The 24,567-nt window shown below is 65.1% G+C and carries 19 protein-coding genes; 11 read left to right on the top strand and 8 right to left on the bottom strand.

Translation table 11 applies throughout. From position 1 onward, the window contains the following. Positions 1-318: 318 nt before the first annotated feature. On the bottom strand, positions 319-927 hold the full coding sequence (locus tag E8F12_RS03795) for a DUF4157 domain-containing protein (RefSeq protein ID WP_280323970.1): 609 nt from the start codon (positions 925-927) through the stop codon (positions 319-321). A gap of 212 nt (positions 928-1,139) precedes the next feature. Here E8F12_RS03795 and E8F12_RS03790 point away from each other — a divergent pair, with 212 nt between their 5' ends. Then, positions 1,140-1,421, top strand: a complete 282-nt coding sequence (locus E8F12_RS03790; protein ID WP_280323969.1) for a hypothetical protein — start codon at positions 1,140-1,142, stop codon at positions 1,419-1,421. Between the two features lie 45 nt (positions 1,422-1,466). Here the strand turns inward: E8F12_RS03790 and metR are convergent, their stop codons facing one another. After that, positions 1,467-2,384, bottom strand: a complete 918-nt coding sequence (metR, locus tag E8F12_RS03785; RefSeq protein WP_280323968.1) for a transcriptional regulator MetR — start codon at positions 2,382-2,384, stop codon at positions 1,467-1,469. A gap of 110 nt (positions 2,385-2,494) precedes the next feature. On the opposite strand from metR, the gene metE reads away from it, so the two are divergent. Continuing rightward, a complete protein-coding gene (gene metE, locus E8F12_RS03780) occupies positions 2,495-4,807 on the top strand; it encodes a 5-methyltetrahydropteroyltriglutamate--homocysteine S-methyltransferase (RefSeq protein WP_280323967.1) in 2,313 nt (770 codons plus the stop codon). Between the two features lie 30 nt (positions 4,808-4,837). On the opposite strand, the gene E8F12_RS03775 is transcribed toward metE, so the two are convergent. Continuing rightward, positions 4,838-5,740: a LysR family transcriptional regulator gene (locus E8F12_RS03775; RefSeq protein WP_280323964.1), complete on the bottom strand. Its 903-nt coding sequence runs from the start codon at positions 5,738-5,740 to the stop codon at positions 4,838-4,840. Positions 5,741-5,908: 168 nt separating this feature from the next. Here E8F12_RS03775 and E8F12_RS03770 point away from each other — a divergent pair, with 168 nt between their 5' ends. The 5 genes from E8F12_RS03770 (at position 5,909) to E8F12_RS03750 (ending at position 12,004) form a co-directional block, all read left to right on the top strand. After that, positions 5,909-7,417 (top strand): aldehyde dehydrogenase family protein, encoded by a 1,509-nt coding sequence (locus E8F12_RS03770; protein ID WP_280323963.1) that lies wholly within the window; start codon positions 5,909-5,911, stop codon positions 7,415-7,417. A gap of 99 nt (positions 7,418-7,516) precedes the next feature. Beyond that, positions 7,517-7,690: a hypothetical protein gene (locus E8F12_RS03765; RefSeq protein WP_280323962.1), complete on the top strand. Its 174-nt coding sequence runs from the start codon at positions 7,517-7,519 to the stop codon at positions 7,688-7,690. Positions 7,691-7,693: 3 nt separating this feature from the next. Beyond that, positions 7,694-9,175: a cytosine permease gene (locus E8F12_RS03760; protein ID WP_280323961.1), complete on the top strand. Its 1,482-nt coding sequence runs from the start codon at positions 7,694-7,696 to the stop codon at positions 9,173-9,175. Continuing rightward, entirely contained in the window at positions 9,168-10,853 is a 1,686-nt protein-coding gene (gene betA / locus E8F12_RS03755) for a choline dehydrogenase (RefSeq protein WP_280323959.1), read from the top strand. Before E8F12_RS03760 ends, betA begins: the two co-directional genes overlap by 8 nt. Positions 10,854-11,011: 158 nt before the next feature. Then, positions 11,012-12,004, top strand: a complete 993-nt coding sequence (locus E8F12_RS03750) for an alpha/beta hydrolase (protein ID WP_280323957.1) — start codon at positions 11,012-11,014, stop codon at positions 12,002-12,004. A gap of 318 nt (positions 12,005-12,322) precedes the next feature. On the opposite strand, the gene E8F12_RS03745 is transcribed toward E8F12_RS03750, so the two are convergent. From E8F12_RS03745 to E8F12_RS03735, 3 genes are all read right to left on the bottom strand, one after another. After that, complete coding sequence (locus E8F12_RS03745) at positions 12,323-14,959, bottom strand: autotransporter domain-containing protein (protein WP_280323956.1); 2,637 nt, start codon at positions 14,957-14,959, stop codon at positions 12,323-12,325. A 160-nt stretch (positions 14,960-15,119) separates the two neighbouring features. Then, positions 15,120-16,649, bottom strand: coding sequence for a glycerol-3-phosphate dehydrogenase (gene glpD, locus E8F12_RS03740; protein WP_280323955.1), 1,530 nt, complete (start codon positions 16,647-16,649; stop codon positions 15,120-15,122). Between the two features lie 126 nt (positions 16,650-16,775). Further along, complete coding sequence (locus E8F12_RS03735) at positions 16,776-17,534, bottom strand: DeoR family transcriptional regulator (protein ID WP_280323954.1); 759 nt, start codon at positions 17,532-17,534, stop codon at positions 16,776-16,778. 101 nt (positions 17,535-17,635) lie between these two features. Between E8F12_RS03735 and ybaK the strand changes: the two genes are divergently transcribed. The 3 genes from ybaK to E8F12_RS03720 all read left to right on the top strand — a co-directional run bounded on the left by ybaK (position 17,636) and on the right by E8F12_RS03720 (position 20,559). Next, positions 17,636-18,106, top strand: coding sequence for a Cys-tRNA(Pro) deacylase (gene ybaK, locus E8F12_RS03730; protein WP_280287751.1), 471 nt, complete (start codon positions 17,636-17,638; stop codon positions 18,104-18,106). A 30-nt stretch (positions 18,107-18,136) separates the two neighbouring features. Then, positions 18,137-19,624 (top strand): glycerol kinase GlpK, encoded by a 1,488-nt coding sequence (gene glpK, locus E8F12_RS03725; RefSeq protein ID WP_280323953.1) that lies wholly within the window; start codon positions 18,137-18,139, stop codon positions 19,622-19,624. Between the two features lie 152 nt (positions 19,625-19,776). After that, positions 19,777-20,559 carry a PhzF family phenazine biosynthesis protein gene (locus E8F12_RS03720; protein WP_280323952.1) on the top strand — a complete coding sequence of 261 codons (783 nt, stop codon included), beginning with the start codon at positions 19,777-19,779 and terminating at the stop codon, positions 20,557-20,559. An 84-nt stretch (positions 20,560-20,643) separates the two neighbouring features. On the opposite strand, the gene E8F12_RS03715 is transcribed toward E8F12_RS03720, so the two are convergent. Continuing rightward, entirely contained in the window at positions 20,644-21,753 is a 1,110-nt protein-coding gene (locus E8F12_RS03715; protein WP_280323951.1) for an ABC transporter ATP-binding protein, read from the bottom strand. Continuing rightward, positions 21,750-22,667, bottom strand: a complete 918-nt coding sequence (gene argF / locus E8F12_RS03710; protein ID WP_280323950.1) for an ornithine carbamoyltransferase — start codon at positions 22,665-22,667, stop codon at positions 21,750-21,752. Before argF ends, E8F12_RS03715 begins: the two co-directional genes overlap by 4 nt. A gap of 369 nt (positions 22,668-23,036) precedes the next feature. Between argF and E8F12_RS03705 the strand changes: the two genes are divergently transcribed. Next, positions 23,037-24,560: a sensor domain-containing diguanylate cyclase gene (locus E8F12_RS03705; protein WP_280323949.1), complete on the top strand. Its 1,524-nt coding sequence runs from the start codon at positions 23,037-23,039 to the stop codon at positions 24,558-24,560. The last annotated feature ends 7 nt before the right edge of the window (positions 24,561-24,567 follow it).

The following is a 24,567-nucleotide window of genomic DNA, read 5'->3' as shown; positions in this document are numbered from 1 at the left end:
GGCTGATGGCTCGCACGGACAGCTCCCTCTCCCGCTTGCGGGAGAGGGCTGGGGTGAGGGGAGCCAGAGCCTGCTCGGTGCCTGGGCTCGTTGGGCTTCGCTGCGCTCTGCCCAACCTACGGGGCCGCTTCGCTGCCCTTCGCGAATGAATTCGCTTAAAGGAAAGGCAGGCACCGCTCAGCGCCTGGTCGTGTCTTGTGTGCTGGGCAATGTGTCCTTGTGGGAGCGAAAGCCCGCGCTACACATGAGATTGGCCATGCCTTGTGGGGGCGACTTCAGTCGCTGAGCAGGCCACAGGCCTGCCAACAGGGCTGAAGCCTACTTGGCGCTGCTCGCCACGCTTGGCTTGATGGCCCGCGCCACCTCGCCCTGGATCTTGTAGGCCGGCGCTTCCACGCTGTTGAAGTCGCGGGTGTAGCGCCGGGCGAAGTCCTCCACGCCCCAATCCAGGTACTGCTTCACGTGATGGAGTTCGTGGGCCCAGAGCGCAACGTCGTTCTGCGCGTCTTCCTCGCTGCGGAAGACGATCACGTCCACCAGGGTCACGGCTTTCACATCGGGGTTCTGCATCAGCGTATGGGCGGCATTCATCTCGCCGTTATCGCCCACCTTGTAGCGCGCGGTGTCCAGCACCCGCAGGTCATAGTAGGGCTCCAGCTGCGCGCGGATATGCAGCGGAATCGGCTGCAACTGGCTGGCGGCCATGTTGCTGCGCGACTGCACGATCCATTGCTGCAGGCTGGTGGCGGCCATCTCGTTGACGCCCTCCAGCAGCGGCGCCATCTCCCCCGGATTCCCCGGCGCGCAGAAGCAGGTCACCACGCAGACCTCTGATTGCCCGGCCGGGCAGGCGAGGACGGCGGTGGAAACGAAGGAAAGGGCGAGGATGGTCTGGCGAAGGAGCGTGCGAGGGGATACAGCGAACAAATGGGCCTCCCGGAGGCGCTGACGGAGCGCGCCATTATGGACAGCGGCGGCAGGGATTGGTTGCGCGCTCCCCGCCCGGCCGTCGGCTTGTGGGAAGTTGCAGATTGGGTGTGCAATCTATCCACCCTCGCTCTCGGCGATCCGCGCAAGGACGATCAAGTGCCGCCCTCACGCCCGCGGCACACTTCCTGCGCACCTCGTAAGGAATGACCATGCAAGGCTCTATCGGCAAGGCCCTCTGGCTGATCGAAAGCGATCTCGGTGGCAACCTCGATCTCCAGGCCATCGCCGACGCCTGCGGCGTATCGCGCTTTCGCCTGGCTAGGGACTTCGTCGTCGCTACGGGCTGGCCGGTGATGCGCTATGCGCGGGTACGGCGGTTGAGCAGGGCGGCGCGGCGGCTCGCCGACGGTGAGCAGGACATCCTCGGCAATGAGCGGGTCCCCAGGTTCGACGCCCCCACAGCGGATTGCCAATCCGATGTGCCTCAGTAGCTTCCCGGTTTTTTCGCGAAGAATCTGTTGCTCGTGGGCAGGGGCTCATCGCGCGGCGCTGACACCTTCGAGCGTGGCAAACGACGTGTCCTTGGCGGTCAGCAGGAAGTCGCGCATGAAGGGGGCATCCAGCATATCGGCACGGATCGCCGCGAACAGCGTGCAGTACAGCCCCTTGTCACCGAGGCGCTTGGCGGTGACATAGCCGCGCGAGCTGTACTCGTGCAGTGCCCAGTTGGGCAGGCAGCAGACGCCCCGGCCGCTGGCCACCAGCTGCATCATCATCACCGTGAGCTCCGAGGTGCGCACTTGCGCCGGCTCCACATCGGCCGGCTCGAGGAAGCGCGTGAAGATGTCCAGGCGATCGCGCTCCACCGGGTAGGTGATCAGGGTCAGGCTGGCAAGATCCTCGGGGACTATGTAGGGCTTGCCGGCCAGGGCGTGCTGGTTATCCACAGCCAGCAAGGCCTCATAGGTGAAGAGCGGCACATAGGTGATGCCGGCGAGGTCGATGGGGTCGGCGGTCACCACCAGGTCCAGGTCGCCGCGGGCGAGGGCCGGCAGGGGGGCGAAGGAGAATCCCGAGGCCAGGTCCAGCTCCACCTCGGGCCAGGCGTCGCGGAACTGGTCGATGGTGGGCATCAGCCACTGGAAGCAACTGTGGCATTCGATAGCCATGTGCAGCCGGCCGGCGGTGCCGCCGGCCAGCCGCGACATGTCGCGCTCGGCGCTGCGCAATTGCGGCAGCACGCTATCGGCCAGCTGCAGCAGTCGCAGGCCGGCGCTGGTGAAGCGCACCGGCTTGGTCTTGCGCACGAACAACGGCATGCCGAGGCGCTCCTCCAGTTCCTTGAACTGGTGGGACAGGGCGGACTGGGTCAGGTGCAGGCGCTCGGCGGCTTCCACCAGGCTGTCGGCTTCACGCAGGGCGTGCAGGGTCTTGAGGTGGCGCAACTCGAGCATGGGATGGCACTCCATGAGCAAAATTTGAGATCAACACGAATTTGTTGAGTTTGTCTCAAGTGACCATGACTGTCGACAATGGCTCCATCACTTGCATGGAGATTCACCACATGGCCCTGTCCCATTCCCTCGGCTTCCCGCGCATCGGCCGCGACCGTGAACTGAAGAAGGCCCAGGAAGCCTTCTGGAAGGGCGAGCTGGACGAAGCCGGCCTGCGCGCCGTTGGCCGGCAGCTGCGCGCCGAGCATTGGCAATTGCAGAAGAATGCCGGCATCGAGCTGCTGCCGGTGGGCGACTTCGCCTGGTACGACCAGGTGCTGACCCATTCCCTGACCTTTGGCGTCATCCCCGAGCGCTTCCGAGGACATGGCAACGCCAAACCGACCTTGCAGACCCTGTTCGGCATGGCGCGTGGTGTGAGTGACAGCTGCTGCGGCGGCGCCCATGCCCAGGAGATGACCAAATGGTTCGACACCAACTACCACTACCTGGTCCCCGAATTCAGCGCCGACCAGCAGTTCGCCCTGAGCTGGGAACAGCTCTTCGAGGAAGTGGAGGAGGCCAAGGCCCTGGGCCACAACGTCAAGCCGGTGCTGATTGGCCCGCTGACCTACCTCTGGCTGGGCAAGGTCAAGGGCGCTGCCGCTGAAACCGAGGGCTTCGACAAGCTCGACCTGCTGGAGCGCCTGTTGCCGGTCTATGGCGAAATCCTCCAGCGCCTGGACGCCCTGGGCGTGGAGTGGGTGCAGATCGACGAGCCGATCCTGGTGCTGGACCTGCCGCAGGAATGGAAGAGCGCCTTCGAGCGTGCCTACAACATTCTCCAGCGCGAGCCGCTGAAGAAGCTGATCGCCACCTATTTCGGCGGCCTGGAAGACAGCCTCGGCCTGGCCGCCAGCCTCCCCCTGGATGGCCTGCATATCGACCTGGTGCGAGCCCCCGAGCAGTACCCGACCATTCTCGACCGCCTGCCGGCTTACAAGGTGCTGTCCCTCGGCCTGGTCAACGGCCGCAACGTCTGGCGCTGCGACCTGGACAAGGCGCTGGCGGTGCTGCGTCACGCCCATGAGCGGCTGGGCGAGCGACTCTGGGTGGCACCGTCCTGCTCGCTGCTGCATAGCCCGGTGGACCTGGCCCGCGAAGACCAGCTGCATGCCGAGCTGAAGAGCTGGCTGGCCTTCGCCGTGCAGAAGTGCGAGGAAGTTGCCCTGCTTGCCCGTGCCCTGAACGAGCCGGAAGCCCCGGCGGTGCTGGAGGCCCTGGCCCGGAGCCGTGCCGTGCAGGACAGCCGGGCCGCTTCGCCGCGCATCCACAAGCCGGCCGTTCAGGCTCGTGTTGCGGCCCTGCGGCCGGAGGACAGCCAGCGTCCATCTCCGTTTGCCGAGCGCATCGTCAAGCAGCGCGAACGGCTCGACCTGCCGGCCTTTCCGACCACCACCATCGGCTCCTTCCCGCAGACCTCAGCTATCCGGTTGGCGCGCCAGGCCTTCAAGCGGGGCAAGCTGTCGCAGGCCGAATACACCGAGGCCATGCACAGCGAAATCCGCCACGCGGTGGAGGTACAGGAACGCCTGGACCTGGATGTGCTGGTGCACGGCGAGGCGGAGCGCAATGACATGGTCGAGTACTTCGCCGAACAGCTGGACGGCTATGCCTTCACCCGTTTCGGCTGGGTGCAGAGCTACGGTTCCCGCTGCGTGAAGCCGGCGGTGATCTACGGCGACCTGAGCCGGCCCAAGGCCATGACCGTTGAGTGGATCCGCTACGCCCAGGACCTGACCGTCAAGTGGATGAAGGGCATGCTGACCGGCCCGGTGACCATGTTGATGTGGTCCTTCCCCCGCGAAGACGTCTCCCGCGAGGTGCAGGCCAAGCAACTGGCGCTGGCGATTCGCGACGAAGTGGTGGACCTGGAAGCGGCCGGGATCCGCATCGTGCAGATCGACGAGGCAGCCTTCCGCGAGGGCCTGCCGCTACGCACGTCGGGCTGGCAAGCGTATCTGGACTGGGCTACGGAGGCCTTCCGCCTGACCGCCAGCGGGGTGAAGGACGAAACCCAGATCCACACCCACATGTGCTACAGCGAGTTCAACGACGTGATCGAATCCATCGCCGCGATGGATGCCGACGTCATCACCATCGAGACCTCGCGCTCGGACATGGAGCTGCTGGACGCCTTCGAAGCCTTCGCCTATCCAAACGAGATCGGCCCGGGGGTCTACGACATCCACTCGCCACGGGTTCCGGACAGCGCCGAGATGGCCAATCTGCTGCGCAAAGCCGCCGAACGCATCCCCGCCGAGCGGCTCTGGGTCAACCCGGACTGCGGCCTGAAGACCCGCGCCTGGCCGGAAACCGAGGCGGCACTGGTGAATATGGTGGCGGCGGCGAGGACGCTGCGGGCGGAGTTCAACTGCCGCTGAAGTCTGGCCCGGGCGCATCCGGGCCAGAAATCATGTCTGCGTATTCCCCGCCAGATCATCGAGAAACGCTTGCAGGATCGGCGGCGGCGCCAGACCGCGGCGAGTGATGGCGTCGAAAGCGGCGAGGGGGCGCAGGCGCTCGGGCAGCAGCTCGCGCATCTCGCCGGATTCCACCCAGCGGGCGGCGAAGTGGCGGGGCAGGAAGCCCAGGTAGGCGCCGGAGATGATCAGGATAGCCGCCGCCTCGATGTTATCCACGGTGGCCGCGGCCTTGCTGGCGCCCACCAGCTCCATATCGTTCTGCTGCATGAAACCCCGGGCCACCAGGCGCGAGGCGGCGATCTGCTGCTGCAGAGCCTCGCCCGCCGCCTTGCTCAGGTAGAGCGGGTGGTGGCGGCCGCAGTAGAGGCCGAGCACTTCCTGGTAGAGCGTCCGGTAGTGCAGGCCGGGTACGCGGAAGGGGAAATGGCCGATGGCCAGGTGCAGGCGGCCGTCCAGCACGCGCTCCTCCAGCTCGGATGGCGTGCCGACGTAGACGTTGAGGTGGACGTCGTGCCCGCGCGCGACGAAGCGCTGGGTGGTGGCCGGCAGGGGCGAGTCCGGGTCGGTGATGGTGGTGTCGATGCTGCCGAGATTGAGGGTGCCGCTGATGTGCTGCTTGAGCACGTCGGCATCCATGCAGAAGGCTTCCACCGCCGACAACAGGCGCTGGGTCGCTTCGTGGATGGCCACGCCCTGCTCGGTGAGGCGGAAGCCGCTGCGCCCGCGCTGGCAGAGCTTGACCCCGAGGCGCGCCTCCAGCTGGGTCATCTGTTCGCTGATGGTGGACTGCCCGACATTCAGGGCGGCCTGGGCGGCGGAGAAGCCGCCACAGCGAACTATGGCCTCGAAAACCCGCAGCAGTTTCAGGTCGACGTCATAGAGCTGGATCACCGCAACCTCCCGCCTTTCTAAAGATCGTATTTTTCCGATTCTTGTATCTGATCTTTTGCATTTTACCAATGTGAAGCCGGGGCCATAGTCGGCTCAACGGCGATCCGTGGCAAGGCCTGCTCGCCGTCTTCCCGACCACGCGCCCTGCGCATGACGACGAGAACGACGATGGACACCAGAACAAAAAACTACCTGCAGCAATACGGCGTTTCCGAAGCGACCCAGCGCTTCCTCTCCAAACCGAAGCAACTCTTCATTGGCGGCGCCTGGCGGGATGCCTCGGATGGCGCCAGCGCCGAAGTGATCGAACCCTCCAGCGAGGGGGCGCTGTGCCGCATCCCCATGGGCACCGCGGACGACCTGGACCGCGCCGTGCAGGCTGCCCGCGCGCAGTTCGACGGTGGCGCCTGGAGCCAGCTCAAGCCCCTGGAGCGCGAGCGCCTGCTGCATCGCCTGGCCGACCTGATCGAGGCCAATGCCGATGAGCTGGCGGAGATCGAATCCATCGACATGGGCAAGTCGGTGGCCCAGGCGCGCGCCGTGGACATCCAGGGCACCATCGACACCTTCCGCTACTTTGCCGGCTGGGCCAGCAAGATCCACGGGCGCACCGTGGAGCCCTCGCTGCCTGGCAACTACCTGGCCTATACGCGCAAGGAGCCGGTGGGCGTGGTGGGCGTCATCGTGCCCTGGAACTTCCCGCTGCAGACCATGGCCTGGAAGCTCGGCGCCGCCCTGGCGGTGGGCTGCACTGTGGTGGTCAAGCCGGCCGAGCTGACCTCTCTTTCCGCCTTGCGCTTCGCCGAGCTGGTGCAGGAAGCCGGCATTCCCGACGGCGTGGTGAACATCGTCACCGGCCGTGGCAGCGTGGTCGGCGCGGCCATGGCCAGCCATCCGGGCATCGACAAGCTGAGCTTCACCGGCTCGACACCGGTTGGCTGCAATGTGGGCAAGGCGGCCATGGACCAGATGAAGCGTCTGACCCTGGAGCTGGGCGGCAAGTCGCCGGTGATCGTCTTTGCCGACGCCGATATCAAGGCCGCTGCCCAGGCGGTGGCCAACGGCGTGTTCTTCAACTCCGGGCAGGTCTGCGATGCCGGCACCCGCGCCTATGTACACCGCAGCGTCTACGCCGAGTTCCTGCGGGAGCTGGCGGACTACACGGCGACCCTGAAGATCGCCCCCGGTCTGGACCAGGACTGCTTCATCAGCCCGATGGTGTCGCGTCAGCAACAGCAGCGGGTGCTGGAGTACATCGAGACCGGCAAGGCCGAGGGCGCGGAGCTTTATTACGGCGGCGAACCCGTCGAGGGCCCCGGCTTCTACGTCCAGCCGACCATCTTCGCCAACTGCCGCAATGACATGCGCATCGTCCAGGAGGAAATCTTCGGTCCGGTGCTGGTGACCGCGCCCTTCGATGACGAGGAGGAGGCCCTGGCCCTGGCCAATGACTCCGCCTTTGGCCTGGCTGCCGCGCTCTACTCCAACGACCTCGGGCGGGTCCACAGCCTCATCCCGCGTCTGCGTGCGGGCACCGTCTACGTCAACGCCCACAGCACCCTCGATCCCTCCATGCCCTTCGGCGGCTACAAGCAGTCGGGCTATGGCAAGGACCTTGGGTCGGAACAACTGGATTACCTGCTGGAAACCAAAGCCGTGTGGATCACACTGCCCTGAGGAGCTGGGCGGAGTAGCGCCACCGCTTGCAGGCGGCGGCGCTGATCGATCGGGATGCATCGAATTTCAAGAACAAGAACCCCTAGAGGTGATGCCCAGATGAACAGCCAAGCGGACATCGAACGTGCGCAAGAACTGGAAAGACGCATCCGCGTCTACGAACAACTGGAGGAGAGCAAGAGCTGGCCGGGGGCGCTGAACGCCGTCGACTACATCGCAATAACCCTGATGACGCTGGTCCTGGTCGTCGGCTTCTACCTCTGGGGGTACTGAGCCATGGCCAATCAGGAACGCGTCAATCACAGCCTGGAAGCGGAGCGAGGCGACACGCCGCTGCTGCCCAACGAACGCATGTGGGGCTTCTGGGAGTTCACCTATGCCAACTCGGCCCTGGCCATCGCCACCTGGGCCTTCCTCATCGGCGGCGCCACGGCCTTGTTCGTTGGCCCGATGCAGGGCATCGCGGCCATCGTCATCGGCAACATCCTCGGCGTGCTGCTGACCACCTTCGCCACCTGCGTGCCCTGCGGCAAGTACGGCACCGAGCAGTTCACCTTCCTGCGCAGCATGTTCGGCGGCAATGGCAGCCGGCTGGTGTACGTACTGGCGGTGGTATTCCTGACCATGGGCTGGCTGGCGGTGCTGGGGCTGATGTTCGGCCGCTCCATCGACGGCCTCACCGGCCTGGTGTCCGAGCACAAGACCGATGCCAATGGATGGCTGGTGCTGGCGTCGGGATTCTTCGCCATCGTTCTGACCGGCTTCGTGGTCGCCAAGGGGCCTACCTCGATCAAGGTATTCAACACCATAGTGGCGCCGGCCCTGGTGCTGATCATGGGGGTGATGTTCTACATGATCCTCAGCCAGCACTCCTTCGCCGAGTTGATGGCCATGCCGGCGCTGGATGCCCCCTTCGACGATCCGCGGGTGAACTTCATGATCGCGGTGGAGGTGAACATGGCCGCGGGGTTCTCCTGGTGGCCCTACGTGGGCAACCTGGCGCGCCTGTCGAAGAGCCAGCGGACAGCCTTCTGGCCGAACATCATCGGCATCTTCGGCGCTGCCTCCCTCGGTGAAGTGGTGGGCCTGCTGGCTGCCGCTGCGCTGGGCGACAGCGACCCCACGGTGTGGATGACCCGGATCGGCGGCCTGACCTTCGGCGTCATCGCCCTGGGCTTCGTGGCCTTCGCCAACGTCACCAGCATGGTGAATATCCTCTACACCTCCATCGTCGGCCTGCGCCAGTTGGCCGGGCAGACGCTGAGGGCCATGAGCTGGGAATGGCTGGTGGTGCTGTTCTGCGTGGTGCCGGGACTGATCGTACTGTTCGCGCCGGGTATCTATGACGGCTTCTTCATCTTCCTGGTCTGGACGTCGGCCCTGAACAGCGCCCTGGCTGGCATCGGCATCGCCGACTACTTCTTCCTCCGCCGCCAGCGCGTGAACCTGCGCCACCTCTACGCCGCCGAAGCGCAGTCGCCATTCCGTTTCTGGCGGGGCTTCAACCCGGCGGCACTGGCGGCGCTGGTGGCCGGCTTCGCCATCTACGTGGTGGTGTTCAACCCGCAGACCCTGGCCAACACCACCTTCTTCAGCTTTGCCACCGCATCCCTGCCGTCCTGCCTGCTGGCCGGGCTGGTCCACTACGCGCTGACCCGCGTGTTGGCCGCCCGCCTGGGCTGGGGCGCCTACCCAAAGGGCGACGATCGCAAGACCGAGGCTCTGGGCCTCAATGCAAAGGGTTACAGCAATGAATAAGCGATACGACTACATCATCATCGGCGCGGGCTCCGCCGGTTGCGTCCTGGCCAACCGCTTGACCGAGGATGCCGGCACCTCGGTGCTGGTCCTGGAGTTCGGCGGCAGCGACCGCAGCGTGCTCATCCAGATGCCCAGTGCCTTTTCCATCCCGATGAACACCAAGAAGTACAACTGGCGCTACGAGACGGCAGCCGAGCCGCACCTAGACGGCCGTCGCCTGCACTGCCCGCGCGGCAAGGTGCTCGGCGGTTCTTCCTCCATCAACGGCCTGGTCTACATCCGTGGCCACGCCTACGACTTCGACGAATGGGAGTCCCTGGGCGCGAAGAACTGGGGCTACCGCAACTGCCTGCCGTACTTCAAGCGCGCCGAGAACTACAAGTTCGGCGGCGACGACTACCGGGGCGGCAGCGGCCCGCTGTCCACCAACAACGGCAACAACATGCAGAACCCGCTCTACGGCGCTTGGGTGGAGGCCGGCGCCGAGGCCGGCTACATCAAGACCGACGACTGCAACGGCTACATGCAGGAAGGCTTCGGCGCCATGCACATGACGGTGAAGGATGGCGTGCGCTGGTCCACCGCCAACGCCTACCTGCGGCCGGCCATGGAGCGGCCCAACCTGACGGTGGTCACCCATGCCATGACCCGCCGCATCCTCCTCGATGGCAAGCGCGTCGTCGGCGTGGAGTACGACCAGGGCGGCCAGACCCACACTGTCCACTGCAACCGCGAGGTGCTGGTGTCTTCCGGCCCCATCGGATCGCCGCACCTGCTGCAGCGCTCCGGTATCGGTCCGGCGGCGGTACTAAAGAAGGCCGGCATCGAGGTCAGGCATGACCTGCCGGGGGTGGGCGAGAACCTGCAGGATCACTCGGAAATCTACATCCAGTACGAATGCAAGGAGCCGGTGACGCTGAACAGCAAGATGGGCCTGTTCGCCAAGGCCCTGATCGGCCTGCGCTGGTTGCTGTTCAAGGATGGCCTGGGCGCCAGCAACCACTTCGAGGCTGGCGGCTTCATCCGTTCCGAGCAGGGGCTGCGCTGGCCGGACATCCAGTTCCATTTCCTGCCGGCGGCGATGCGCTACGACGGCGACAAGCCGTTCAAGGGCCATGGCTTCATGGTGCTGACCGGCCCCAACAAGCCGAAGAGTCGTGGCCACGTCCACGCGCTGTCGGCCGATCCCTACCAGCATCCGGAAATCCGCTTCAACTATCTGGAGAGCGAGGAGGACCGCGAGGGCTTCCGCCGCTGCGTGCGCCTGACCCGCGAGATCATCGGCCAGCCGGCCATGGATCGTTACCGGGGCGAGGAATTGGCACCCGGCGCCCATGTGCAGACGGACGAGGAGATAGACGCCTTCGTGCGCGCCAACATGGAAAGCACCATGCACCCCTGCGGTTCCTGCCGCATGGGCGAGGACGACATGGCGGTGGTGGACTCCGAGCTGCGGGTGCGCGGCATCCAGGGCCTGCGGGTGATCGATTCGTCGGTCTTCCCCACCGAGCCCAATGGCAACCTCAACGCGCCGACCATCATGCTTGCCGAGCGCGCCTCGGACCTGGTGCGCGGCCGCCGGACGCTGGCACCCGAGGACCTGCCGGTGGGCCTGGCCGCCAACTGGGAAACCGCTCAGCGCAGCAGCGCCCCGCAGCGCCAGGTCCGCGTCTGAGTCAGGCGCCGGGGAGGCGGCCGCGCCGGCTGCCTTCCCGATCCTGGCAATGACCGTTCGGCGCCCTTCATCAAACTGTCACGGTTCTGTGGCAGTGCGAATCACTGGAATTCATCAGAATCGCGTTCAACTGGGGTTTTGCGTTCTGGATTTCCGACATGCGTGTGCTGATCCTGCTCGCCGCGCTCATTTGCGGCGTGCCTTCCTTTGCTTTCGCCCGCTGCGATGTGGCCGTGCCGACGGAGACCGTCGACCTGGGCGAGGTGCGCCTGGCGTACCAGAGCGTGGGGCGGGAACGGGACCCGGCGTTGCTGCTGATCATGGGCCTGGGCGGGCAGCTGATCCATTGGCCGGACGAAGTGGTGGAACGGCTCTGCGAGAATGGCTTCCGGGTGATCCGCTTCGACAATCGCGATGTCGGCCTGTCCGCCTGGACAGGCACCGAACCCTCGGTGAACCTGCCCGTCGAGGTAGTGCGTTATCGCCTGGGCCTACCGGTGTCGGCGCCCTATGGCCTGCGTGACATGGCCGGCGATTCGCTGCGCCTGCTGGACGCCCTGGGGATTCGCCAGGCCCATGTCTTGGGCGCCAGCATGGGCGGGATGATCGCCCAGCACCTGGCGGACCTGGCGCCGCAGCGGGTGCTCAGTCTGACCCTGGTGATGACCAGTTCCGGCGCCGAGGGCTTGCCGGCGCCGAGCCCTGCGTTGCTGGAGCTGCTGGCCAGGCGCGAGGCGCCGAGCCGGAACGTGGCCATCCAGCAACAGGCCGACCTGCTGGCCGCCCTAGGCAGTCCCGACGTCAGCGATGATCGCGGACAACTGCTGGAACAGGCGGCCAGGGCCTATGACCGCTCCTTCAACCCCGAAGGCGTACAGCGGCAGATACTGGCCATCCTTGCCGAGCCCAGCCGAGTCGATCTGCTCAACCGCTTGCAGGTGCCGACCCTGGTGGTGCATGGCACCGCCGATCCGCTGCTGCCGGTGATGCACGGCGTGCACGTCGCGGCGCATATCAAGGGTTCGGAACTGAAGCTGATTCCCGGCCTTGCCCATCGCTTCCAGGAAGCGTTCAAAGAGCCGTTGCTGTCGGCGGTGTTGCCGCACCTGATGGCCCATCGCCGGGCCGAGGGGCATGTGGCGCAACTGTAATCAGGGCGGTTTTTATCTGTGGGGGCGAATTCATTCGCCAACCGGACCGAAGGTTCGGCCCACGATTTCATAAGGGGGCGCTGCGCATCCCTTGGCGAATGAATTCGCCCCTACAAGTGCCTTGACCCGCTTCGTTTCTCCGCGGCGGCGAGCGCAGTGGCAGCCCGGATGCAATCCGGGGCAAGCCCGGTCGCGGCTCCCGGATTTAATCCAGGCTACGGTCTGTCTGTAGGGGAATTCATTTCGCTAACCGGATCGGCGGGAGGCTCCAGCAGTTGGTTCTTCTGCTGGAGCGCGCCTTGCGGGGCCGGGCAGACGTCAGAACTCGTAGCTGACTCGCCCGCTCAGGGAATCGGACGAGTAGTCCACGCCGGAAAGGTAGTCGTAGCCGAGACCAACCTTCATCGATCCCAGACGGTAAGCCATGCCGAGCGTTGCCTGGTAGCTGTCGCGAGAGGGGCGGGTGCCCTCGGTGACGAAGGTCCCTCCGCCCGCCAGGAAACTGCTGGTGCTGCTGACCTGATCGGCGATGAAGTCGTGGTAGGCCATCAGGATGGCTTCCGGTTCCAGCCGCCCTTGGCCGGCCTCGAGATTTCCGGCGAGGCGTATGCCCGCACCCAGTTGCCCGACTTCGTAGCGCTGGCTGCCCACCGCGAGGGCGGCTGCGGAGCCGCGCTCGTTGTAGCTGTCGATTCGCACATTGCTGTAGCGCGCGGCTACGCGGGGCTCCAGCAGAACCTTCTGGCTCAGTTGCAGGCCATAGCCGCCGAGCAGGTCCGCGCCCCAGACATCGCTGTCGTAGTCACCCTTGGCGGTCGTGCCGGCAATGTGCCGCTTGCCCTCGTTGTCGTAGCGCCCGTAGGTAACGCCCGCGTCGACGAACCAGGCATCTCGTTCGTACGAGACATAGAGGCTCAAGCCGTGTCCCTGGATGTCGGTCTTGTTGCCACCCTGGCTGCGCACGTCGCTGGTCAGGTAGCTGTAGGCGACACCCAGCCTGGTATTCGGGTCCAGTTGGCCATCGGCGCCCACTGCGATGCCGTCGCTGTCCGCGTCGTAACCCGGGATGCCGCTGCGCTCGCCCTGATCGACGTCGCTGTTCAGCACTTGCACCCAGGCACCGGTTTCCCTCGGTTCGAACGAGGGTTGATGGCGCAGGCTGGCGCTTCGTTCCTGGAGGGCGCTGGCGATCAGATGCTGGTTATCCACAAGGGTGCGGTAGGCGGCGCCGTTCACTTCCGGTGCCAGTTGTTGGGCCAGGTTCACCAGATTCTGGTCGTTGCTGGCGAGCATGGCCTGGAACAGCGGGTCCTGTTCATCCAGGCCGCCCAGCACCGAACCGTAGAACGCCGTGAAGGCAGGCAGCACATGACTCTGGGCTCCATGGGCCAGGAGATAGTCGCCAACCTGGTCGGTGGTCAGGCTGCTGACGGTCGCGGTGATCTGGGTATCGGTGATCTGGTAATCGCGGATCTGCAGCAGGTCGGACAGGCTGGTTACGCTCAGGCCGTAGCCTTCGGTGGCGCCCACGTCTTCGATCTGGTCAGCGGAAAGGAGGATGAACTTGCGCAGAGGCAGCCCCTGGAAATCCTCGGTGGCAGGCTTGAGGCGGATCTGGCTGTTCCAGCCCAGGACCGTCTGGCCGCTGACATCCAGCATTGGGCGTGTCGAATCTGTATTCGGATGCAGGTTCAGGTCTAAATTGCCTCCCCCCGAGAGCATGAGGTTCCCATCCAGTTGGACATGAGGCTGGCTCAGTTCTAGAGATTGAACGTCCAACAGCCGTGCTTCGATCAGTCGGCCCGTGAATAGTGAGTCATTGCCCGAGTACATTTCTGCCAGGCCGATCAAATTGCCTCGAACTTCGCCACCCCAAAGATTGAGCACGACTTGGCCCTGGCCACGAATCGCCGCTTCGCTGCCTTCGATCAGCCCGCCCCATTGAAAGACCAGCGCCCGCAATTGAGGCTCAGGTGCCGTATCAGAAGATTCGGCTATATCGATGGCTATGCCGTCTGCAATGATTTCTCCCTCGTTGGAGATCGACTGAACGTAGTTATAGGGCTGTGGGGAGGCTCCCAGGTAGATGGCGCGACTGCCTGAACCTTGAGCCTCAATACGTCCTTCGTTGTCGATCCTGGTTAGGCTAAAGGGATTTATTGCGTAGACCGCAGTACTGTTGGTGCCTTCGGCCTGAATGGAGCCGGAGTTGCGCAAATAGGAGGGCTGGTAAGCGTGGTTGGATTCAAACGAAAGGGCTCGACTGTTGTTTCCCATGGCGCGAATTAGACCGGTATCGTCGTTCTGCAGTGAAACGCGCGTACTGACTTCTACGGCAATGCCCTTGGCACTTGTGCCATCCACGCGAATGGCGCCGCTGTTGCTCAGGATCCCCCAAACATTGGCATTCTTCGATAGGCGTATTCCGGCCGCTCCTGTTCCACTCGCGCTGATGGTCCCGCTGTTGTCCAGGTCCGAAAAGACCTGACTCAGGTTACTCAGGTGAATTGCCGCGCTATCGGCGCCGTTGCTTACAACAGTGCCCGAATTGTTCAGGTTGCCGAGGACCAGTGCCCGATCGCCGAGATAAATCCCGCTGGCGCTCTCGCCAGTTGCATTGATCTGCCCTTCGTTGCTGAGGTCACCCATCGTTATGTCCACGGACATCGGGTACTGAACGCCGAAACCATCGAGCGTCAGCGTCCGAGAACCATCCCCTGATGCATTCAAGCTGGCCTGATTGACCAGGGAACGAAAGTAGGTCCGGGGATAGGGGCGCAGCGCCACGGCATAGGCGTCACCTGTCGCCTGGCCTTGCAGGATCAGGTCGCCTGAATGCAACCGCGAGCTCAACTCCACAGGCTGGCCGCTGAGCTGGATGGTTTCCGCCAGAAGCGGTTGTGAAGCGGCAATCGCGAAGGCGAGGAGGGATTTGCGGAAAAGCGGGAGGGTCACGGTCAGTTCCTTGGGCCGGCTGGAAATGTGGCAGCAAGGAGCGTTCATTGTTTCCATGGGATTGAGCGCCGGGCTTCCTGCCGGGGTGCCATCCTAATGTCTATAAGCCATCACGCAAGGGCTCGCATGAAGATTGGTTACATCCATCACTTTTTGGCCTTCAGGCGGCATCCGCCCGTGGCCGGCGCGGATGCTCGTGCTTCAGGTAATGCGCCAGCCGGGCCTGCTGGCTGGCGGACATGAACAGGCCGAGCTTGGTGCGGCGCCAGAGGATGTCTTCGGCGCTGACCGCCCATTCTTCCTGGCAGAGGTAATCCACTTCCCTGGCATAGAGGCCGGCACCCAGGTGCTCGCCGAGGTCGTCCAGCTCGCGCACGCCGAGCAGCAGTTTCCAGCTGCGGCTGCCGTAGAGGTTGGCCCAGCGCCGGGCGATGCTGGTGGGCAGCCAGCCGAAGCTGGAGCAGAGGGCTTCCACCAGGGCGCTGCGGCTTTCCATCTGCTCGCCGCCGGGCAGGGGCGAGGTGGCGGTCCAGGGACCCTTGGCGAAGGGGAAGTAGGGAGTCAGCTGTTGCAGGGCGGTTTCGGCCAGTTTGCGGTAGGTGGTCAGCTTGCCGCCGAACACCGAGAGCAGCGGTGCATCGCCGGGGTGCGCGGCTAGGGCCAGGGTGTAGTCGCGGGTCACCGCTGACGGGTCGGCCGACTCGTCGTCGCAGAGCGGGCGCACGCCGGCAAAGCTGTGGAGAATGTCCTGCTCGTCCAGCTGGCGTTTGAAGTGGCGATTGACCACATCCAGCAGGTAGCGGGTTTCCTCGGGCGTGATTGCCACCTCGGCTGGGTCGCCGTGATACTCGCGGTCGGTGGTGCCGATCAGGGTGAAGCGTTCCAGATAGGGAATGGCGAAGACGACCCGGCGGTCCTCGTTCTGCAGGATGTAGGCCTGCTCGCCGTCATGCAGCCGCGGAACGATGATGTGGCTGCCCTGGATCAGGCGAATGCCATAGGGCGCCTGTTGCTTGAGGTCATGCTCGATGAAGCGGGCCACCCAGGGGCCTGCGGCATTGATCAGGGCACGGGCGCGGATCGACAGCAGGCTGCCGTCAGCGCGCTCCAGGTGGATGTGCCACAGCCCCTTGCTGCGCCGGGCGCTGACGCAACGGGTGCGGGTATGCACATGGGCGCCGCGCTCCCGTGCGGCCATGGCGTTGAGCACCACCAGGCGGGCGTCGTCCACACAGCAGTCGGAATATTCGAAGCCACGGGTGATCTGGGCCTGCAGCGGGCTGCCGGCGCCAAAGCGCAGGCTGCGGGAGCCGGGTAGGCGCTTGCGTTTGCCGAGGTGGTCGTAGAGGAACAGGCCGGCGCGGATCATCCAGGCCGGGCGCAGGTGCGGCCGGTGCGGGAGGATGAAGCGCAGTGGCTTGACAATATGCGGCGCCTTGGCGAGCAGTACCTCGCGCTCGGCCAGGGCTTCGCGCACCAGGCGGAACTCGTGGTGCTCCAGGTAGCGCAGACCGCCATGGATCAGCTTGCTGCTGGCCGAAGAGGTGTGTTGGGCGAGGTCGTCCTTCTCGCAGAGAAATACCGACAAGCCCCGTCCAGCCGCATCGGCGGCAATGCCGACACCGTTGATTCCGCCGCCGACGACTGCGAGGTCATAGACTTCCGCGATGGGGGAGTGGTGGTGATTCATGGGCAGGCACCAAAGTCGAAATCGAACTTTCAATGTTCATTTTCGAAAATAGGCTAGTCGAGTGCGTGCGAAATGACCAGCCCATGGCGCGATTTCGCGCCGGGTGGTCAGGGGAAATTCATCGGTTCAGACCTTGTCCAGGTGGACCTTGTGCTCGGCCAGCAGGCGCGCCAGGGCAAGGGAGGGCTGGTGGTCGGTGAACAGGCGGTCGACCAGGGTGATGGAGCCCAGGCGCACCACGGCATTGCGACCGAACTTGCTGGAGTCGGCAGCGAGGAACACCTGGCGGGCGTTGTCGATGATGGCCTGGGAGACGCGCACTTCCTGGTAGTCGAAGTCCAGCAGACTGCCGTCTTCGTCGATGCCGCTGATGCCCACCAGGGCATAGTCCACCTTGAACTGCTGGATGAAATCCACCGCCGCCTGGCCGACTATGCCGCCGTCGCTGCGGACCGTGCCGCCGGCCACCAGGACTTCGAAGTCCGGCTTGTCGGCCAGTTGGGCGGCCACGTGCAGGTTGTTGGTGATCACCTTCAGGCCCTTGTGGCCCATCAGAGCGCGGGCTATGGCTTCGGTGGTGGTGCCGATGTTGATGAACAGCGATGCGTGGTCGGGAATGTGCTCGGCCACGGCCTCGGCGATGCGCTGCTTTTCGTCACGGTTCTGCCCGGCGCGCATGGCGTAGGCCGTGTTCTGGATGCTCGAGGCTTCACTGGCGGCGCCGCCATGGGTGCGCCTCAGCAGGCCGTGTTCGGCCAGCTGGTTGATGTCGCGGCGGATGGTCTGCGGTGTCACGGCGAAGGCCTGGGCCAGTTCGTCGATACTGACGTAACCACGCTCGCGGGTGAGGTCGAGGATGTCTTGCTGCCGTGGGCCCAGGTTCATGCTGGCTCCTTGTTTTGCGCGGCATTATAGCGATGAGCTGCCGAACGGCGGCTTTTCCACTAAAGTACGCCGAATCTGTCGCAGGATTTTCACAATCGAACATGACCCCCGCCATCGATCTGCTGAAGAAAGCCAAGGCCGAGCACAAGGTGCACGCCTACACTCATGATCCCAAGGCGCCTTCCTACGGACTGGAAGCCGCGGAAAAGCTCAACCTGGACCCGGCGCGGGTGTTCAAGACCCTGCTTGCGGCAACCGAGAAGGGCGAGCTGCTGGTGGCCGTGGTGCCGGTGGCGGGCAGCCTGGACCTCAAGTCCCTGGCCCATGCCGCCGGCGCGAAGAAAGCCGAAATGGCCGATCCCAACCAGGCCCAGCGCGCCACCGGTTACCTGGTGGGCGGCATCAGCCCGCTGGGGCAGAAGAAGCGCCTGCGCACCTTCATCGACAGCTCCGCCAGGGCGTTCCCCAGCATCCACGTCAGCGCCGGCCGGCGCGGCCTGGAAGTGGAACTCAGCGCGGACACCCTGGCCACCCATACCCAGGGCCAGTTCGCCGACATCGGTCGTCCCTGACCCTCCCGACAAGAACAAGGAAGCATCGCCATGGCCCACTACCTGCTCGCCATCGACCAGGGCACCACCAGCAGCCGCGCCATCGTCTTCAGCGCCCAGGGCCTGCCGGTGGCTCGTGCCCAACAGGAGTTTAAGCAGTACTTTCCGAAGGACGGCTGGGTGGAGCATGACGGTGAGGAAATCTGGCTGAGCACCCTCAAGGTCTGCCGCGAGGCCATCGAGCAGAGCGGCCTGAACCCGGCCGAGATCGCCGCCATCGGCATCACCAACCAGCGCGAGACGACCCTGGTCTGGGATGCCGTCACCGGCACACCCATCCACCCGGCCATCGTCTGGCAGGACCGGCGCACCGCTGACTACTGTGCCGAGCTGAAGGCGGCCGGCCATGAGGTGGACGTCGCCAATCGCACCGGCCTCTTGATCGACCCCTATTTCTCCGCCACCAAACTGTGCTGGATTCTGAAAAACGTGCCCGGCGCCCGCGAGCGTGCCGAGCGCGGCGAGCTGCGCTTCGGCACCGTGGATTCTTTCCTGCTCTGGCGCCTGACCGGTGGCAAGGTGCACCGCACCGACGCCACCAACGCTTCGCGGACCCTGCTGTTCAATATCCATAGCCAGCAGTGGGACGAGACGCTGCTGCGGCTGTTCGGGATTCCCGCCAGCCTGCTGCCGGAGGTGCTCGACTGCGCCGCCGAGTTCGGCACGACCGATGCCGCGTTGCTGGGCGCCAGCATCCCGGTGCGCGGCATGGCCGGTGACCAGCAGGCGGCGCTGATCGGCCAGGCCTGCTTCCAGCCGGGCATGGTGAAAAGCACTTACGGCACCGGCTGCTTCATGATCCAGAACACCGGCGACCGGCCCGTGACCTCGCGCAACCGCCTGCTGACCACAGTCGGTTACCGCTTGGGCGGCAAGGTGACCTACGCGGTGGAAGGCAGCATCTTCGTCGCCGGCGCCGCGGTGCAGTGGTTGCGCGACGGCATCAAGCTGATCAGCCATGCCCGCGACAGCGAGGCGCTGGCCGAGCAGACCGGCGACGCCTGTGGCGTCTACCTGGTGCCGGCCTTCACCGGCCTCGGCGCGCCCTACTGGGACCCGCGGGCGCGCGGCGCCATCTTCGGCCTGACCCGCGATACCGGGATCAAGGAAATCGTTACCGCCGGCCTGCAGTCGGTCTGCTACCAGACACGCGACCTGCTGGAAGCCATGGGCCAGGACGGCGCGGCCCCGCCCAGCGCCCTGCGAGTGGACGGCGGCATGGTGGAGAACAACTGGGTGATGCAGTTCCTCGCCGATATCCTCGGCGTGCCGGTGGAACGCCCGGAAGTGACCGAAACCACGGCCCTGGGTGTGGCCTACCTCGCAGGTTTGCAGGCGGGGCTGTACCGCGATCTGGATGAGGTCGCCAGCCACTGGCATCGTCAGCAGCGTTTCCTTCCGCGCATGGCTGAAAGCCACCGGCAGAAGCTCTACGAGGGTTGGCTGGATGCGGTGAAGCGGGTGCGCAGCGAGGCCTGACGGCGCCACGCCGGCGCGCCGGGCGCCATGTCCGCCCTCCGCTAGACTGAGCAGGCTGTACCTCCGATCAAGGCTGGCTACTGTACGGCGCACGGGGCGCCTTTGGCTGGCATGCTGGATTCCCCCGTTTCCCACCTTCCCAGGAGCTTGTCATGCAGCTGGACTTCCATCAGGTCGATGCCTTCACTCAACGTCCATTTGGCGGCAACCCGGCGATGGTCTATCGCCTCGATGCCTGGCTCGACGATCAGCTCATGCAACGCATCGCCGCCGAGCACAACCTGTCGGAAACCGCGTTCCTGGTGAAGGAAGGCAGCGCCTGGCATATCCGTTGGTTCACGCCCAAGGCCGAGGTGCCCCTCAGCGGCCATGCCACCCTGGCCAGCGCCCATGTGCTGTTCGAGCTCTACCAGGAACCGGGCGACCGCCTGGAGTTCATCAGCAAGTCCGGCGAGCTGCGGGTGACGCGCGAGGAAGAGGGGCGGCTGGCCCTGGACTTCCCGGCGCAGGTGCCGCAGGAGGCGGGGGTGACCCTGGAGCTGGAGCAGGCCCTGGGGGTTGCCCCGGTAGATGCGCTAGGGGCCAACTTCCTCCTGGTCGTGCTGGAGTCGGAACAGGCGGTTCGCGAATGCACGCCGGACTTCAAGGCTCTGGCCAAGCTGCCCTGGTCCGGCGTGATAGTCACCGCGCCGGGAATGAAGCTCGACTTCGTCTCGCGTTTCTTCGCCCCGGTGATCGGCATCGACGAAGACCCGGTTACCGGCGCCGCCCATTGCGCGCTGATCCCCTACTGGGCGAATCGTCTGGGCAAGCGCGTGCTGCGTGCTGAGCAATGTTCCGCCCGTAGCGGCGAACTCTGGTGCCGCCTGGATGGCGACCGGGTGAGCATCGCCGGGCACTCGGTACTGGTGGCGAGCGGACGGTTCTGGGTTTAGCGCGTCCCTCGGCCTTGTGGAAGCGAATTCATTCGCGAAAGGGGCAAACGAAAAAGGGGGCGCAATAGCGGCCCCTTTTCTGTTTCAGAGCGCGCCGCTGATCCGGCGCACCCCGGATTCCTGCGGGGTGAAGTGGGCGGCCACGCTGCCCTGGGCGGGGAATACCACCAGGTGGTCGGCGGCCACACGGATACCGACTTCCTGCCCGGGTTGATGGTCGGCATGGCTGGGGAAGATCGATTCCAGCTGGCTGCCCGTGGACAGTTGCAGGCGATAGAGGGTGGCGGCGCCAAGGAAGGTCTTGGCGATGACCGTGGCGCGCAGCTCGCTTTCCGGCGCATGGACTATGTCGTCCGGGCGCAGCAGCACGTCCACCGCCGAACCCTGGGGCCAAGTATAGGCGCGGTTGCCGCGAATGGTGCCCAGTTCGGTGTTCACCGAATCGGCAGAAATCAGCTGACCGCGAATGAAATAGCCCTGGCCGACGAAGCTGGCGACGAAGGGCGTCAAGGGCTCGTGGTACAGGTTGTACGGCGTGTCCCACTGCTCCAGCAGACCATCTCTGAAGACGCCGACATGGTCGCTGACGGCGAAGGCTTCTTCCTGGTCATGGGTGACGAGGATGGCGCTGGTACCGCGCGCCTTGAGGATTTCGCGGACTTCCTGGCTGAGGCGCCGGCGCAACTCGCCGTCGAGGTTGGAGAAGGGCTCATCGAGCAGCAGCAGGCGCGGTTCCGGCGCCAGCGCGCGGGCCAGTGACACCCGCTGCTGCTGGCCACCGGAAAGCTCGTGGGGATAGCGCTTGGCCAGGTGGCCCAACTTGACCAGTTCGAGCAGTTCGCCGACCTGGTGATCGCAGTTGGGGTCCTTGCGGATACCGAAGGCGACATTGTCGGCCACCGTCAGGTGCGGGAACAGTGCGTAGTCTTGGAACACCATGCCGATCCGCCGCTTCTCCGGCGCCAGGGTGTAGCCGGCGCTGGAGATGACTTCGTCGGCTAGCTGGATCTCGCCCTCCAGCACCGGTTCGAAGCCGGCGATGGCGCGCAGGGTAGTGGTCTTGCCACAGCCCGAGGGGCCGAGCAGGCAGCCGATGTCTCCGGCATTGAGATGGAGGTTCAGGCCCCGCACAACCTGCTGCTCGTGGTAACCGCAGCTGAGGTTGCGCAGGCTGAGGATCAGTTCGCGATTCATGCGTGATGGGCGTGTTCGACCAGCATTTCGAGCAGGGCCTTCTGGGCGTGGAGGCGGTTCTCCGCCTGGTCCCAGGCGACCGAGCGCGGATCGTCGAGCAGGTCGACGCTGATCTCTTCGCCGCGGTGGGCCGGCAGGCAGTGCATGAAGATCACGTCATCCGCGGCCAGGTCGAGGAGTGCCTTGTTCACCTGGTAGGGGGCGAACAGTGCCAGGCGCCTGGCGGTTTCTTCTTCCTGGCCCATGGAGGTCCAGACGTCGGTACTGACCAGGTGGGCGCCGGCTACCGCTTCGCGCGGGTCGCGCACCACCTTGACGCGATCGCCGGCCTTGGCGAGGAATTCGGCATTGGGCTCGTAGCCCGCGGGGCAGGCAACCCGCAGCTGGAAGTCGAACTGGATGGCCGCTTCTATATAGGTGTTGCACATGTTGTTGCCGTCGCCGATCCAGGCCACGGTCTTGCCCTGGATGCTGCCGCGATGCTCGAGGAAGGTCTGCATGTCGGCCAAAAGCTGGCAGGGGTGCAGGTCATCGGACAGGCCATTGATCACCGGCACCCGCGAGTGGGCGGCGAACTCGGTGAGCGTGCTGTGGGCGAAGGTGCGGATCATCACCGCATCGAGCATGCTCGACATGACGATGGCGCTGTCGCTGATCGGCTCGCCACGGCCGAGCTGGGTGTCGCGCGGGGACAGGAAGATGGCCTGGCCGCCGAGCTGGATCATCCCGGCTTCGAAGGAGAGGCGGGTACGGGTGGAGGCCTTTTCGAAAATCATCCCCAGCACGCGGCTCCTCAGGGGTTCGTAACGCACGCCTCGGTTGCGCAGATCCTTCAGCTCGGTGCCTCGACGGATCAGGCTGTTCAGCTCCTGGGGAGTACAGTCCATCAGGGAGAGAAAATGCCTAGCGCTCATGGTTACTACCTTTCTTCTTTTGCCACTGGCCGCGTGTCCTGGCCGGGTCTTGCGGGAACAATGCAGGCGGGACGGGCGGTTAAAGCCGCACGTGGCGACAATTTAGGGGGAAGGCGCGATCTTATAAGGAAATGTCGCCGTTTTCCAATATGTGCCGGAAGCCGCGTCGTTCGCGGCTATGCGCCTGACGGGCCGGCGTTGGCCGGGGTATCCCGGCACCTTCCGGCGGGCCGCTCTAGCTTGCCTGTCCGGACGGGACACACGTTGTACAACGGCGCTGGATGGCTTGGCAATCGGGCGCAGGTCCAGATTGTTTCGGCCAATTGCGTTGTCTAAGGTGTGCCGAAGCAGGGAGTGAGGAGCATGAGGATGGGAGGGACCAGGCCGGAACCTGTTCCGAGATTTCCGGGAGCGCGACGTTCCCTGTGGCTCGCGTATGCCCTGATCCTGATGGCCGGGCTCGGCGCCATCCTGGTCAACCTGCTGCAGGTCCTGGATTCCAAGGAGCTCTACCTGCGGGAAGCGGACAAGGCCAACGCCAACCTGGCCTATTCCATCGCCCAGCATGCCCAGGAGTCCCTCAAGGAAGCCGATATCGTCCTCAGCGGCCTGCTGGCCCTGCTGGAGCGTGGCGAAAACAGCCCCGCGGCGATCAACGAGCTGCTGCAGACCTACAAGCAGCGCGCCTCGCAGCTGGCCGGCGTGTTCGTCTACGACGCCGAGGGACGCTGGCGCTTCCATACCAACGCACCGCCGACACCCGATGCCAGCAACTCGGATCGCGACTATTTCCAGTTTCACCGGCAATCGGTCAGCCGCGACACCGAGGTGAGCAACCCGATCCGCAGCCGTTCCACCGGGGAGTGGGTCCTGCCGGTTTCGCGCCGCTTCAACGACAGGGAAGGCCGCTTCGCCGGCGTGGTGCTGGCGACCATTCGCATCGATCACTTCGCCGAGTTCTACAAGCAATTCGATATCGGCCACGACGGCTCCATCCTGATCGCGATGAACAATGGAACCATCATCTACCGGCGCCCGGAACAGGCGGGCGCGACCGGCGACAGCATGGCTGGAGGCTACCTGTTCCAGTCCGATCTCAAGCGCGCGCCGGTGGGCCTGGGAGCGAGCGTTTCGGGGCTGGATGGGGTGGACCGGGTCTACGCCTATCGCGCCCTGGATCACTTTCCGCTGGTGGTGGCAGTGTCCCTGTCGCGCCAGGAAGTGCTGGCCGAATGGGGGCGCAAGGCGGCGATGGTGGGGGCCCTGGTGGCCGTGCTGGTGCTGGCGCTGATCCTCGCCGGTGGAGGCCTGGTAGTGCGGATGCGCCAGCGTATGGTCGTGGCCCAGTCCATCGCCCGCGAGAACCGCGAGCTGTCCCGCCTGGCCAACCGCGACAGCCTCACTGGCATTTCCAACCGGCGGCAGTTCGATCAGTCCCTGCAGGTCGAATTCCGTCGCGCCGCTTCAGCAGGCACGGCGCTGGCCCTAGTGATGATCGATGTGGACTTCTTCAAGGCCTTTAACGACCGATACGGCCACCAGGCCGGGGACGTCTGCCTCAAGGCGGTGGGTGAAGTGCTGCGTCGCTTCAAGGTACGCGCCAGTGACACCGTGGCGCGCTATGGCGGCGAGGAGTTCGCCGTGCTGCTGCCGCACACCGACCTGGCCGGCGCGCGGCTGGTGGCCGAGCGGATCCGCCAGGCAGTGTACGAACAAGGCCTGGCCCATGCCGGCAATCCGGTCGGCGTGGTGACCGTGAGCGTCGGCGTGCACAGCCTGGTGCCCCAGGACATTGATCATCCCGATCACCTCGTGGAACTGGCCGATGCTGCGCTCTACCGGGCCAAGAGCGACGGACGCAACCGGGTATGCCTGGCCGAGCCGATGGCTTGACCGCGCG

This window comes from Pseudomonas sp. BN102 (assembly GCF_029871245.1).
In the GTDB taxonomy this organism is placed as follows: Bacteria; Pseudomonadota; Gammaproteobacteria; order Pseudomonadales; family Pseudomonadaceae; genus Metapseudomonas.
The sequence above is the reverse complement of the archived record's forward strand: the minus strand, read 5'-3'. Positions and strand labels throughout refer to the sequence as shown.